13 protein-coding genes are annotated in these 14194 nt (G+C 35.0%); 12 read left to right on the top strand and 1 reads right to left on the bottom strand.

All coding sequences use genetic code 11. The annotated features are described in order from the left end of the window. The first annotated feature begins 1 nt into the window (after position 1). The 12 genes from alr (at position 2) to ACWIUX_RS01455 (ending at position 12884) form a co-directional block, all read left to right on the top strand. Complete coding sequence (gene alr / locus ACWIUX_RS01510) at positions 2-1060, top strand: alanine racemase (protein WP_448588958.1); 1059 nt, start codon at positions 2-4, stop codon at positions 1058-1060. 130 nt (positions 1061-1190) lie between these two features. After that, positions 1191-2342 carry a branched-chain amino acid ABC transporter substrate-binding protein gene (locus ACWIUX_RS01505; RefSeq protein WP_448588957.1) on the top strand — a complete coding sequence of 384 codons (1152 nt, stop codon included), beginning with the start codon at positions 1191-1193 and terminating at the stop codon, positions 2340-2342. 109 nt (positions 2343-2451) lie between these two features. Further along, positions 2452-3681: an HD-GYP domain-containing protein gene (locus ACWIUX_RS01500; protein WP_448588956.1), complete on the top strand. Its 1230-nt coding sequence runs from the start codon at positions 2452-2454 to the stop codon at positions 3679-3681. A 168-nt stretch (positions 3682-3849) separates the two neighbouring features. Continuing rightward, positions 3850-5256 carry a bifunctional UDP-N-acetylglucosamine diphosphorylase/glucosamine-1-phosphate N-acetyltransferase GlmU gene (gene glmU, locus ACWIUX_RS01495; RefSeq protein WP_448588955.1) on the top strand — a complete coding sequence of 469 codons (1407 nt, stop codon included), beginning with the start codon at positions 3850-3852 and terminating at the stop codon, positions 5254-5256. Between the two features lie 36 nt (positions 5257-5292). Beyond that, the gene (locus ACWIUX_RS01490; protein WP_448588954.1) at positions 5293-6237 is read left to right on the top strand and encodes a ribose-phosphate diphosphokinase; all 945 of its coding nucleotides are present in this window, start codon (positions 5293-5295) and stop codon (positions 6235-6237) included. Between the two features lie 105 nt (positions 6238-6342). Continuing rightward, positions 6343-7257: a selenium metabolism-associated LysR family transcriptional regulator gene (locus ACWIUX_RS01485; protein ID WP_448588953.1), complete on the top strand. Its 915-nt coding sequence runs from the start codon at positions 6343-6345 to the stop codon at positions 7255-7257. 2 nt (positions 7258-7259) lie between these two features. Then, on the top strand, positions 7260-8729 hold the full coding sequence (gene dnaX / locus ACWIUX_RS01480) for a DNA polymerase III subunit gamma/tau (RefSeq protein ID WP_448588952.1): 1470 nt from the start codon (positions 7260-7262) through the stop codon (positions 8727-8729). Between the two features lie 50 nt (positions 8730-8779). Then, positions 8780-9058 (top strand): YbaB/EbfC family nucleoid-associated protein, encoded by a 279-nt coding sequence (locus tag ACWIUX_RS01475; protein ID WP_448588951.1) that lies wholly within the window; start codon positions 8780-8782, stop codon positions 9056-9058. Further along, on the top strand, positions 9058-9669 hold the full coding sequence (gene recR, locus ACWIUX_RS01470) for a recombination mediator RecR (protein WP_448588950.1): 612 nt from the start codon (positions 9058-9060) through the stop codon (positions 9667-9669). The genes ACWIUX_RS01475 and recR overlap by 1 nt, the downstream gene beginning before the upstream one ends. A gap of 96 nt (positions 9670-9765) precedes the next feature. Next, entirely contained in the window at positions 9766-10905 is a 1140-nt protein-coding gene (locus tag ACWIUX_RS01465; protein ID WP_448588949.1) for a hypothetical protein, read from the top strand. A 4-nt stretch (positions 10906-10909) separates the two neighbouring features. Continuing rightward, complete coding sequence (locus tag ACWIUX_RS01460) at positions 10910-11914, top strand: glycosyltransferase family 4 protein (RefSeq protein ID WP_448588948.1); 1005 nt, start codon at positions 10910-10912, stop codon at positions 11912-11914. A gap of 19 nt (positions 11915-11933) precedes the next feature. Further along, positions 11934-12884, top strand: a complete 951-nt coding sequence (locus tag ACWIUX_RS01455; RefSeq protein WP_448588947.1) for a glycoside hydrolase family 130 protein — start codon at positions 11934-11936, stop codon at positions 12882-12884. An 18-nt stretch (positions 12885-12902) separates the two neighbouring features. On the opposite strand, the gene ACWIUX_RS01450 is transcribed toward ACWIUX_RS01455, so the two are convergent. Then, the gene (locus ACWIUX_RS01450) at positions 12903-13928 is read right to left on the bottom strand and encodes a CofH family radical SAM protein (protein WP_448588946.1); all 1026 of its coding nucleotides are present in this window, start codon (positions 13926-13928) and stop codon (positions 12903-12905) included. Positions 13929-14194 lie beyond the last annotated feature (266 nt).

Here is a 14194-nt window from a genome sequence, read left to right as displayed (position 1 = left end):
AATGAAACCATGGTTAGAGATTGATCTAGATGCAATTTTATCAAATTACAGGATAATAAAGAATTATGTGAAAAAGGATCTGATACCGGTTATAAAAAGCAATGCATATGGAATGGGACTTATACCTGTTGCCAATGCTTTAAAAGACGTCACAAATCTAATTGCTATAGGTGACGTAGAAGAGGCTCAAACGCTTAGACGTTCTGGGTTTAAGGGAGATCTGCTTTTAATAGTACCCATTTTTTCTCGAGAAGAAGCAGAGCTTTGTGTCCAATATGACATTTTTGCTGCTGTGGATTCATTTGAAATGGTTTCGCTATTATCTGATATAGCAAAAAAAAGTGCTAAAACTGTTGGAATTCATGTTAAGGTTGATATAGGGATGCATAGGTTTGGGGTTAAACCAGAGGAATTAGATAGTTTCATAGAAGAGATCAGCTATTTGCCAAATATAAAGCTAATGGGTATTTTTTCTCATTTTCCACTTGGATTAAATCTTATTACCGAAGAACAACTCATTTTATTTGATAGGATCTCTTCGAAATATAAGGATTTAATTATTCATTTGCCAAATTCTCAAAATACTGTTGAAAATTTTGAGTCTACAAAGTTTATTTCAAGATGTGGCCTACTAATTTATGGAGCTCTACCTTCAGATGTAAAAAATATTACTTTAAAAAATATTCTAAAATTAAAAGCTAACATTGTAAAAATTCATGATATAAGTGCTGGGCAAAGTTGGTCTTATGGATACTCTTATACGGCACACAAAGATTCAAAAATTGCAGTTATTTCAATTGGTTATGCTGATGGTTTAAAAAGGGCGCTCTCAAACAAATGGAACGCAAAGGTAAAGGGAAATATATGCCCTTTAAGAGGGACTATTAATATGAATTTTTCCTTTGTTGATATTACTGGTGTTAGCAATGCTCAGGTTGGTGATGAGGTTATTTTGCTTGACGAAGATTTGAAAATAGAGGATATGGCTAAAGCAGTTGATACAGTGCCGCATGAAATCCTTGTGTCTTTTAGGGAAAGCATGAAGCGAATTTATGTCTAAATAGAAACTATATTTGAATTACTTATTTCTATTTTCTCATAAAAAGAACTCATATAAAGTAGTTGACATAATGGGAATATAATTATAAAATTTCGATAATTTTAAGTTAGAGAGGAAGGGGTGTGCTATAGTGAAGAGGTTTGGATTTTATGGTTTGTTTTTCGTTCTGATTGTGGTTGGCGCTTTTTTAATTGCGGGGTGTGCAGGACAGCAAAATAAACCTGCAGGTGAATCTAACGTTATTAAGATTGGTTTTGCAGCTCCTCTAAGTGGTTCTCAGGCTGAAATGGGAACCTATCTTAAAAATGGTGCGCTTATGGCCATTGATAAGATAAACGCTAAGGGGGGCATCAATGGCAAAAAGCTTGAATTAGTTGCGATGGATGATAAGGCTGATCCTAAGGAGGCAGTTTCTGTTGCACAAAAATTTGCTGCAGATCCATCAATAGTAGCGGTTATTGGCCATCTTAATTCTGGGGCTTCTATTCCTGCTTCTGCAATTTACCATCAAGCAGGTTTAGTTATGGTTTCTCCATCTTCAACCAATCCTAAACTTACTGAACAAGGATTTAATAACGTATTTAGAGTTTGTACTACTGATGCCATGCAAGGTCCATTTGCTGCAAAATTTGTAAAGGATAAACTGAAGAAGGATACAGCAGTTGTTTTGGATGATAAAACTGCATACGGACAGGGATTGGCTGATGAATTTGCTAAGGCCTTTCAAGCTGATGGCGGAAAGGTATTGATGAGAGAAGGTATAAACCAGGGAGACAAAGATTTTACTGCACTTTTGACAAAAATAAAATCTGTTAATCCGCAAGTTATTTATTTTGGTGGGATGTATCCTGAAGCAGGTCAAATGGTTAAGCAGATGAAGTCTTTGGGTATGAATAAAATAGATTTTGTGAGCGGTGACGGTGTAGAGGATCCAGCTTTTATAAAAATTGCAGGCGCAGATGCTAATGGCACTTATGCGAGTAACGTTGGCCCTGCAATTGAAAAAGTTCCTGGATCAAAGGAATTTATTGATGAGTATACGAAAAAGTTCGGAAATCCTCCTGGACCATATGCCCTTTTTGGTTACGATGCAGCACTTGCAGTGATTACTGCTCTTGAAAAGGCACCAAAACCGGATAGAGCAGATGTTTTGAAAGTTATGCCCACTGTAAGCTTTGAGGGAATGCTTGGAAAGACCTCTTTTGACAGTAAGGGAGATACCACAAATAAGATTCTTACGATGTTTGTTGTTAAGGATGAAAAGTGGCAACCTGTTGATTAGAAGAACTAGTTAATTTTTTAAAAGATGGCGAATTGATTCGCCATCTTTTTTTTTACTTAAAAAATAGTTAGAATTAGGTAAAAACTTATTGCAGCAGGTGAAATTAATATTGATTAGAATTGATGTAAATAGACTTAATGAAGGTCAAAAATTAAGTTCTCCAGTGCTTGATTCAAGAGGAAGGTTACTCATTGGCGAGGGCGTTCCTTTAGATTCTCGTATGATCAAGCACCTCAGAGAACTGGGTTTGCAATTTGTTCCTATTGCAGTTCCTGGATATGAAGATATAACTCCACTTGAAGCGATATCTAGAAAAGTTGAAATGTTTATGAAAAAGGAGGCTAATGAAATAATTAGAGCTGCAAGAAAAACTGCTATTATAAATCCTGAAAGGATTATAAATGCAGTTGACTATGTCATAAACGATATGCTTGCAAAGAGTAAGACTGGGATAGTTGTTGATGATCTTAGAACTAATAAAGAGTTTATATTCAATCACCTTACAAGGGTTTGTATCTATGCTGGCATATTAGGAACTGCTTTAGGCTTAAATGACTTAAGGCTTAGAACACTTATGATTATTGCATACTTGCATGATGTAGGGTTGGCACTAATTGATGATGAAAACGTATTAAATGGAAGTTATATTACAGATATCCCAAGTTATAAAATTAAAGAACATCCAAAACTTGGAAGAGATTTGTGCAATAGAGCAGGATTTCCTTTTATTGTTAACCAATCAATTTATCAGCATCATGAAAGACTTGATGGTAAAGGTTATCCGCGAGGAATATCCGGTAAAGATATAACGTTTTACGCAAAAATAGTTTCTGTTGTAGATGTCTATGATATACTTACCTCACCTTTACCGAACAGAAAACCCTTTTTGCCTAACGAAGCAATAGAATTTGTTATGGCATTAAGCGATAGCGCTTTTGATAAAGATGTATTAAGGGTTTTTTTAAAAAAGGTGGTTCCATATCCACCAGGAACACTTGTTTTACTTTCAGACAATCAAATCTGCGTGGTAAAGGAATGCAATAACAATTTACCATTAAGGCCAATTTTAAAAACTTATGCATATCTTGACAACAAACAGGTGAAGTATGTTGAAGAACCAAGAGTGATAGATCTAAAAGAACATCTAAATCTTACAATTGTAGGACTTATCGATAGCTCAGGGAAAATTATTGATTATGAGGCTTCAAATATTTCAAACAAATTAAGGGATTATGATGAATTTTCAACTGAGAATAATGAATCTGATAAAAAAAATCAAAAGAAAAAGATTTTAAGGTTCAAAAGAAGCATAAAGTTAATTGATAAAAATAAACGTTGACTGGATATTTTTTAATTTTACTAGAAATGTTTCTAAAAATTTATAAACATAAATTTATTTATCCTTAGAATTGATCCGACTTATAATTAAAGATGTTATAATTCAATATAAAATATATAATATAAATAATACTTATGAGTTATAAAAAAAATATATAAGGTGATAAATTTGACATATGACAAAAGGATATATCCAGTTGTTTTATGTGCTGGCCTAGGGAAAAGAATGAAATCTAATTTTCCAAAGGTTATGCATTATGTTCTAGACAAACCTATGTTGTGGTGGGTTATAAGGTCCTTTAAGGGTTTACTGGATAACGTGCCTATAGTTGTAATTGGGAAGAATAAAGACGTTATTTCAGGTTATTTTTCAGACAAAGAGATAAACTATGTAATTCAGGCTGAACCGCTTGGCACTGCGCACGCTGTTCTTTGTGCATATGAAAGTATAAAAACACTTTCTAGCCAAGATTTTTTGCTCGTGTTGCCTGGCGATATGCCGTTAATAAAGAGAGAAACTATACAGAACTTGTGTAAGATGTCTGAACTAGACCAGGATATTACTTTTATTACTTGTAAAGTTGAAAACCCCTCTGGGTACGGGCGAATTATTAGAGACCTAGATAATAACTTTGTAAGAATTGTTGAAGAAAAGGATGCAACAGATGTTGAGAAAGATATAAAAGAAATAAATGCTGGCATATATCTTATTAAGGCAACTTTGTTAAAGTTACTTTATGATATTAAGAATGCTAACTCTCAAGGCGAATACTATCTTACTGATTTATTAGAACTTGCTATAAAAAATGGATATAAGGTTAATACCATGGAGGTTTTTGATCAAAAAGAGATTCTGGGCGTGAATTCACAAATGGATCTTATACAAGCTCAGGAAGAAGCTAGAAATTTTATAATTAAAAATCATTTGGAAAATGGCGTTCAGATATTTGATATAAATTCAACCTGGATTGGGCCTGAAGTATCAATAAGTTCTGGAGCAAGAATTATGCCATCTTCAATTTTATATGGACATAGTAAAATTGGGGTCTCCACAATAGGTCCGTTTTCTAATATAGAGGATTCAACGATAGGAGATAATTGTAGCGTTTTTTATAGCGTAGTAAGAAAATCTACAGTAGGAAACAATGTGACTATTGGGCCTTTTTCTCATATAAGAGAGAGAACGATCCTAAAAGATAATATTAGGATAGGCAATTTTGTAGAACTTAAGAAAACAGAGATTGAAAGTAATTCTAAGGCTTCACACTTATCGTATTTGGGCGATACCTATGTGGGTTCGAACGTGAATGTTGGGGCGGGTACTATTACGTGTAACTATGATGGATTTGATAAACATAAAACTATTATTGAAGACAACGTTTTTGTGGGTAGCGATTCAATTTTGGTTGCACCAGTAAAACTTTCAAAAGGATCTATGGTTGCGGCAGGATCTGTTATAACTAGGGATGTGCCAGAAGACTCTCTTGGCATTGCTAGGGCACAACAAGTGAATAAAGCTGGATGGGTAAAAACTTTCAAAAAAACAAAGAATAGGAAGAAAGATGATCAAGCATAAGGCTTTAATTTAACTAAGTGAAAGGAGCATGTTTTAGTGGATAACTCTTCTTATGCTATCTTTTCTGGTTCTTCAAATGTGGCTTTGAGCAAAGAGGTTGCTAGCTTTTTGGGAAGAAATCTAGGGGCTGTAAATATAACTCGTTTTAGCGATGGTGAAATTTACGTCAGGATTGAAGAATCAGTTAGAGGAAAAGATATATTCCTAATTCAGTCAACTTCTAGTCCTGTAAATGAGAGACTTATGGAACTTTTAATAATGGTTGATGCATTCAAGAGGGCATCTGTTTCTTCTATTAACGTTATTATTCCATATTTTTGTTATGCCAGACAGGATAGGAAGGTTAGGGGTAGAGAACCAATTTCTGCAAAATTGGTTGCAAATCTTATTGAACGTGCAGGCGTTGATAGAGTTATTGGCATAGATTTTCATACGGGACAAATTCAAGGTTTTTTTGATATATTGGTTGACCATCTTACTGCTATACCAGTTTTTGATGCATATCTAAAGTCAAATTTTGAGCTGGACAACCTTGTAATCGTTTCCCCGGATATAGGTGGTGTCAGCAGAGCAAGAATTTTGGCAGAAAGAATTGGAGTTCCACTCGCAGTTGTGGATAAGAGAAGACCTCTTCCTAATCAGGCTGAGGCTGTCAATATAATTGGTGATGTGGAAGGTAAGAGATGCGTTGTTATTGACGATATAGTTGATACTGGCGGTACAATGGTTGAGGCGGCTCACATATTGAAGAAAAGTGGTGCGAAGGAAGTACTTGGAGTTGCAACTCACGGTATTTTGTCTGGACCAGCTGTTGAAAGAATAACAAAATCTGATTTTTCACACTTTATAGTTACTAATACTATTTATCACCCAGATGAATTCTATGGTTATAAGATCAAAGTTATTTCAGTTGCAAGGCTTATTGCTGAATCTATTAAGAGAATTGCTCTTTCAGAATCAGTTAGCGAGCTATTTAGATGAAATGTTTTTTAAGTTAAATTAGCTTTGAATGAAAAATTTGAGTTATATAGTGTATTATGTAAAAATAAATAATAAATAATAAATAAACTCTAAAAGGAGGATACCTTGTATTTAAGACAATTCAAGGTTTTTTTAGTAGCAGCTGAAAGAGAGAGTTTTACCCAGGCCGCTAAAGAGCTTTATTTAACTCAACCTGCTGTTTCATTTCAAATTCAAGCGCTAGAGGATTTTTTTGGAGCTAAGTTATTTAAAAGGACAGGGAGAAAGGTAGAGCTTACAGACGCAGGAGATGCGCTTTTGCCATATGCAAGGAAAATTATTGAGGCTATGGAAGAATCCAAAAAAGCAATAGAACAGGTTGGCGCAGCCAAAACTGGTAAACTGGTAGTTGGAGCTAGTACAACTATAGGTATTTATATACTTCCACCGCTTATAGCTATATATAGATCTAAATATCCTCAAACTATAATTTCTATCAGAGTTGAAAACACCGAAGGTATAGAAGAGGCACTGTTAAGAAAAGACATAGATTTTGGTTTAATAGAAGGGTTTGTTAAAAGTTCTTACGTTAAGAGGGAAAAATTTAGAGACGATGAACTTGTTTTAATTGTTCCTGCTCATCATCCTTGGCCAGATGTCATAGAGTTGTCCGATCTTATGATAGAGCCGCTCATATTAAGGGAAGAGGGATCGGGTACCAGAATGGTTTTGGAAGGAGCTTTGATGGAAAAAAGCCTTTCTATATCTGATTTGAACGTAAATATGGTTTTAGGAAATACAGAAGCAATCAAACATGCAGTTGCGGCTGGTCTTGGAGTTTCTTTTGTTTCAAAGTGTACGATTGGCAAAGAACTTGCTTTAGGACTTTTAAGGATTGTGAGAGTGAGAGGTTTTAATGTTATGCGTGAGCTTTTTATAATAAGAAGGGAGAACGAAGAGCTGTCTCCTTATGCTGAAAGGATTTTGAGATTTTTAAACAAACCGACGCCTATTGAGACACCATTTTCTTCTACAGAATAACTATGGAAGTATTGTATAGAAAATATAGACCGACTACATTTGACGATATGATTGGGCAGGATGCCGTGAAGACTGTTCTAGAAAATGCTTCAAAGCTTGATGATCCTCCGCACGTTTATCTCTTTGCTGGTATAAGAGGAACAGGAAAAACTACAGCTGCAAGAATATTTGCAAAAGCGCTTAATTGCACTTCTAAAGACAAGAAACCCTGCTTGAACTGTGAATCTTGTAAAAAATTCCTAGAGAATTCGCTTGATTATGTTGAAATGGACGCCGCAACGCATAGCAGTGTGGAGGATGCAAGGGCATTAAGAGAGATGGCTTTGATTGCGCCTATGTCTGCGAAGTACAGAATATTTGTAATTGATGAGGTGCATCGCTTAAGTCCTTCTGCTTTTGATGCCTTGTTGAAGATAATTGAAGAACCACCCCCTTTTTCAATTTTTATATTTGCAACAACCGAACCTTACAAAGTTCCAAAAACTATTCTTTCTAGGGTTTTAAGATTAGATTTTTCTCCTGTTAATCCTGAACTTTTAGCATCTTATCTTGAAAAGATAGCCAACCTTGAAGGGTATAAACTTGAGAAAAATTTGCTTATGGCTATCGCAAGAAGAGCAGAAGGATCCGTTAGAGATTCATTAACTTATTTACAACAAATTTTTATGCTTTTTGAAAAGAAAAGTCTTTCAACTGAAGATATTTATTCTGTACTTGGCATACCTGATGATAAGATCATTTCAGATATAATGAGATTTTTATATGAAGGTGATCTTAATGAGCTTGTTAATCTTATGGATTCCTTAAGAACATCTTCTATAAGTCCGTTTGCAATTGTTGATTCTTGGATATATTTTGTTTTGTCAAGAATTAACGTTGATACAAAAGCTCTAAAATTTATTGACAGACTTATTAGTCTGAAAAACGATTTGAAGTATGATTCTAATCCTTTTATGAGACTTGAGCTGGAAGTTTATGCTATATTTTCTCTTTTAAATAGTAGTGTAGAAATAAATAGTGAAAGCAATTTGCAATCCCTAAGTAGTGTAGAAAAAAGAGATATTAAAGATATTAAAGATGTTGATCTTAATAACGCTAAAGAGCACAGCGCAGATCTAACTATTGATCAGATTAATAAGGCTTATTTAAAAGTACTCGAACAAATCAAGAGCACCAACCAACTGCTGCATGCGAAGTATGTTGCAGCTAAACCTATTAAGTTTGAAAACAACAAAGTTATCTTTGGTTTTTCAAAAAAGGAATCAAGATGGCATAAAGAACAATTTGACAACAATAAAGAAGAAAGAGAGATGATAAGAAAGCAACTTTCTAAAGAATTGGGAGTTGAAGTTCAAGTTGCAAGCGAATTCATCGAAAAAGAAACTAAAAGGGAATCAAAAGTCAAATCTTCTGGTTTAACTTTTCCTGATATTCTTCAACACTTTAATGCAAAAGAGATCAAAAACGATTAAAATTGAGAAAGGCAACTTTGATATAAATTAATTTTAGGGAGGTTGTGTTTATGATACCTGGAATGAAAAAGGCTCAACAGATGTTGGAAAAATTTCAAGCAGAACTTGCTAATTTGGAGGTAGAGGCTAAGGCAGGCGGAGACCTTGTTAAGGTGGTTGTTACGGGCGATCAAAAGATAAAGTCTATAACCCTTGATCCCTCTCTTAAAGAAGAAGATTTACAAACTTTAGCGGATCTTATAATGGTAGCAGTCAATAATGCACTTGATGAAGTAAAGGAAGCGGGAATGAAAAAAATGCAAAAAATGGGGCTCCCTGGTTTGTTCTAATGAAATATCCCAAACCCTTAAGCGATCTGTCTTATGAATTGTCTTTACTTCCTGGAATTGGGCCAAAGATGGCCTTAAGGTTGGCTTTCTTTATTTCTCAAAGAGGTAGTGATAAGAATCTTTCTCTAATTAAAGCGTTGCATAATTTGAAAAATTTAAAAAAATGCTCTCAGTGCAACGCTTTGTCTGAAGAAGATCCTTGTGATATATGTTCGGATTTATCTAGGAGCGATGAAATTTTATGTGTTGTTGCAGATGTAAGGGATATGTGGAAGATAGAATCGACTAAATCGTATTACGGCAGATACTTTGTGTTAAACAGCTTAATCGTGCCTTTGGAAGGAATTGATCCTGAAAAGGCGGGTATGAGGGAATTATTTGATTTGATTTGTGCTAAAAGGCCTAAAGAAATTGTGGTTGCATTTGATTTCAGTATTGAAGGTCAAACCACCTCGTTGTATATAAAAGAAAGACTTTCAAGTCTACAGGATAAGTTAGGATTTATGCCTGAATTAACTAGACTTGCTGTAGGACTTTCAATGGGTGACAATCTAGAGACCACGGATGAATTTACGATTTCACAAGCAATGCTTTATAGACAGAAAATATAACTTTTAAATCTGATGGTAAAAAAATGATACTCAATACCTATACTTTAAGTGAAGAAGTATTTTATTGTTATAAAGCATTAACATTATATTTGTCTGATGTTTAAGATCATTAGTGAACAATACAAAGATTACTTCTTATCAATAGGAGCAAGCTTAATTCTCGTTCCTCAGGAAAATGTAGGCAAAATTATTTATTTACAAGGCAATATAGATCATATTGAGTGTGTGAGAAACTTTAAAAAGCATCCCTTTTCCAAAGAAAAGTTGATAGAATATATAGTTTTTTTGAATGATAGGTCATCGTTTCGGGCTATTTCTGATGAAGAAACCTTTTTAAAACTTCACCAGTTGGCAAAATATACTAAGTGCGAAAGGCCTGAAGGCATATCGTACAAAAATGTCTTTTCAAAAAAGTATTTTTCTTCCCTTTTGTCTAGGGCTCCAATTATAATCTTAATTTTGTCGATTTTATTTGCGATCTGTGTTTTTGCAGGTAAATTTTATAATAAGCCTAGTAGGATTTTTTATGGTGAGCCTAGTATTAACATTATTTATCCCCAAGGAGACTCAATACAGCTTAAAGATATTGAAAATGGCCTCTTTTTAGAAGTTCAATCAACTGGTTTTAACCCGAAAGAAATTGAAATTCTTGTAGATGGTAGCTTGGTTTACAAGAAAGAAAATTCAAAAGATCTCTATTATCAATGGTTTCCTCCAGGGCCAGGTATATATAAAATTGTGGCGCGTTCTTTCTATGATGGAAACTATATTTCTTCTAAAACCTTAACAGTTTACGCACAAGTTTCTGAAAATAGGAATGCTACACAATTTAATAATGAATCAGCTTCGGTTTATAGAGCTGAAAAGATTGTAATAGGGAATCCGACTATAATGTATTCTGATCCTAGTGAGTCTAAAGTTGTTGGAATGATAAAGCAAGGCACGAAGGTTGAAGTTATTGAAAAGGCTATTAGTAAAAGTTCAAAGCTTTACAGATTAAAAAGGGCTCTTAGCTTATATACTGATGGTTCTTTTATAAATTTTAAAGAAGGCGAATTGCTAAGGCTATATGACGCATCAGGAGATGTACTCACTTTGATGTATAAAAAGGATGATTCAATTGGTTTGCTAAGGCTTCAAGGCTCTTATCTACAAAAAGTTGAAAGTGAAGAATGGTATAAGGTAGTTTATAATGGCAAGGAAGGATGGATAAGTTCTTTCTTTACAGCGAGGTGACCTTATGAAGATAGCTATGATAGCACCTATAGCATGGAGGACGCCTCCAAGGCACTATGGACCTTGGGAACAAGTTACTTCACTTTTAACTGAAGGCCTTGTAGAAAACGGTTTGGATGTAACCTTATTTGCGACTGCAGATTCTATTACTTCTGCTAGACTTGTTTCTGTTGTGCCAAGAGGTTATGAAGAGGATGAAGATGCCGATCCAAAGGTTTTGGAGTATCTTCATATTTCTAACGTTTTTGAAATGGCAAATGACTTTGATATAATACACAATCAGTTTGACTTTATGCCTCTTTGTTTTTCTAGGTTTACAAAAACTCCGATGGTTACAACTATACATGGATTTTCATCTGAAAAAATATTGCCTATTTATAAAAAGTATAATAAGCACGTAAGCTACGTATCTATTTCAAATTCAGATAGACATCCAGATCTTGACTACATTTCAACTATTTATCATGGGATCGATATAAAAAATTTCCCATTCAATCCACATCCTAAGGATTATCTTTTATTTTTCGGGAGGATGCATCCTGATAAAGGTGCTCATGATGCTATTAAAATAGCAATGGCTCTTAAAATGAAGCTTTTTTTAGCAGGTCCTATACAAGATAAGTCTTATTTTAGGGAGAAAGTAGAGCCTTATTTGTCAAAGGATATCGAGTATTTGGGCAGTGTTGGCCCTGATAAAAGAGGTGAGCTGCTTGCCAACGCTGTAAGCCTTCTTCATCCAATATATTTTAATGAGCCATTTGGTTTAAGCGTAGTTGAGTCACTAGCCTGTGGGACTCCTGTGTTGGCTTATAATAGGGGTAGTATGAGAGAGATAATTAATGAATCAGTTGGGGTGTTGGTTGATTCTCTCGAAGAGGCTATAGAAAAATTTAGCCTTATTTATAACATTAAACGAAGAGATTGCAGAAAACACGTAGAGGAAAGATTTACATCTCAAAGAATGGTAAATGAATATATTAGTGTCTATAAAAAAATATTAAGTAAATAATAAAGGGAGGACGAAAGCTGTGAATCTTGATTTGTATAAAGGTTCGGGGGTAGTGAAAAGATATATATTCAATCCGATTCTTACAAAAGATGATATACCTTATGAGGTGTCAACTGTTTACAATCCTGCTATTGCGATTTATCAGGATAAATACATATTAATCTTTAGAGCAGCAAAACTTAACGGTAGATCGATTTTGGGTAAGGCTATTTCTAAAGACGGTTTTAATTTTGAAGTTGAAAAAGAACCTTTTATGGTGCCTGAAAGAGAAGGCTATTTTGCCAAATATGAAAGTGCAGGAATAGAGGATCCGCGAATCACAAAAATTGATAATGTATATTACATTACATATAGTGCGTACTCAGAATATGGCGTTAGAATTGGTTTGGCGAAAACAACAGACTTTGAAAGAGTTGAAAGAGTTGCCCTTATTACAAGTGCAGACCATAGGAATATAGTGATTTTTCCAGAAAAGTTTGGTGATGATTACGTAAGATTAGATAGACCACATTCTGATATAATTCCTTGGTCTATTTGGATATCCTACTCAAAGGATCTCGTGCATTGGGGGAGATCTGACATATTGATAAAACCGAAGTCTTATCACTGGGATGAGTTAAAGGTTGGTCCTGGGGCTCCTCCGATCAAGACTAAAGAGGGATGGCTTAGTATTATTCACGGGGTTTATATGACTATGAGCGGTTCGGTATACAGATTAGGTGTAGCTTTACACGATCTAGAAGATCCGTCTAAAATCCTGGGGGTCTCTGATGAATGGATTCTTGAGCCTGAAGATGAGTGGGAAAGAGTTGGATATGTGCCCAATGTGGTATTTTGTTCGGCAGCTCTAATGGAACAAGACTATATCAGACTTTGGTGGGGTGCAGCAGACAGCGTAATTTGTACTGGCATTGCAAAAGTAGAGGATCTTGTGAACAAGTGCTTAAGTAGCAAGAGAAGTGCACTGTAAAATTAGCTTTAGATAGGTTTACTCATCTATGATATTGTAAAAGGCATCCCTTTGTGCTGGTTCGAAATTTGCTGATCTTATGATGTTTTCAAGCTCTTGTGTGCTTTGGGGTTTATGCTGTTGTCCCATGGCTGATGCTACTACGTTTTCTTCAAGCATTACGGAACCTAAATCGTTTGCACCACAAAGAAGGGCTATTTGTGCTACGTCCTTCCCAACAGTTAACCACGATGCGCCTATATTTGGTATATTGTCAAAAAATATTCTAGATAAAGCTAAAGTTTTTAGGTAATCTATTTTGTTTTCCCATTTTGTTTTGTTTTTTGATTTAAATATCCATGGGATAAATGCTATGAACCCTCCTGTTTCATCCTGTAGACTCCTTACCTTTTTGAAATGTTCAAGTCTATCGTCAAGTGTTTCTCCAAAACCTATAACCATAGTAGCTGTGCTCATCAGTCCAGAATAGTGAGCGATTCGGTGTATGTGTAGCCATGTGGAAGATGAGATCTTCTTTGGACTAATTGAGTGTCTTATCTTATCTACCAATATTTCAGCACCTGCGCCGGGGAGTCCTTGAAGTCCTGCCTCCTTTAATTTTTCTATTACCTCTTTATAGGAGATTTGCTCAATCTTTGAAAAGTGATCTATTTCTGCAGCTGATAAAGAATGAAGTACTATATTAGGATATTTTCTCTTAATGTGTTTAAAAATTTCAACGATATCCTTAAGCCTAAACTCTGGATCAAGACCGCCTTGAAGCATAATTTGAGTAGCTTTCTGTGCTACTGCTTCATCAACTCGTTTATAAATTTCTTCTTTTGAAAGCCTAATTGAATTTTTACTTCCAACTGGCACGCTAAAATAGCAAAATTTACAGTTCGAAGTACATACGTTGCTATAATTTATATTTCTATCTATGATGTATGTTACCTTCCTGTGACCAAACTCCGCTCTTACCTTGTCAGCTAATTTTGCAAGAGTAAAAAGCGGAAGGTCAAAAAGTTTTTTTGCTTCGTGTACACTTATTCGTTTTCTTATCATAAGCACTCCTTAATACTTCCCGAGCAAGATGCTCGGTTTACTCTAAGAACTCATTAATACTTCCCGAGCAAGATGCTCGGTTTACTCTAAGAACTCATTAACACTTCCCGAGCAAGATGCTCGGTTTACTCTAAGAACTCCTTAATACCTCCCGAGCAAGATGCTCGGTTTACTCTAAGAACTCATTAATACCTCCCGAGCAAGATGCTCGGGTTACTCTAAGAACTCCTTAACACCTCCCGAGCAAGATGCTCGGGTTACTATGA

The sequence above is a fragment of the Thermodesulfobium sp. genome, assembly GCF_053498235.1.
The sequence above is the reverse complement of the archived record's forward strand: the minus strand, read 5'-3'. Positions and strand labels throughout refer to the sequence as shown.

Bases quoted from the DNA above. Each gene is read 5' to 3' on its own strand.
- alr (WP_448588958.1), top strand. From the start codon at position 2: ATGAAACCATGGTTAGAGATTGATCTAGATGCAATTTTATCAAATTAC.
- ACWIUX_RS01450 (WP_448588946.1), bottom strand. From the start codon at position 13,928: ATGATAAGAAAACGAATAAGTGTACACGAAGCAAAAAAACTTTTTGAC.
- ACWIUX_RS01460 (WP_448588948.1), top strand. From the start codon at position 10,910: ATGAAGATAGCTATGATAGCACCTATAGCATGGAGGACGCCTCCAAGG.
- ACWIUX_RS01465 (WP_448588949.1), top strand. From the start codon at position 9,766: ATGTTTAAGATCATTAGTGAACAATACAAAGATTACTTCTTATCAATA.
- recR (WP_448588950.1), top strand. From the start codon at position 9,058: ATGAAATATCCCAAACCCTTAAGCGATCTGTCTTATGAATTGTCTTTA.
- dnaX (WP_448588952.1), top strand. From the start codon at position 7,260: ATGGAAGTATTGTATAGAAAATATAGACCGACTACATTTGACGATATG.
- ACWIUX_RS01475 (WP_448588951.1), top strand. From the start codon at position 8,780: ATGATACCTGGAATGAAAAAGGCTCAACAGATGTTGGAAAAATTTCAA.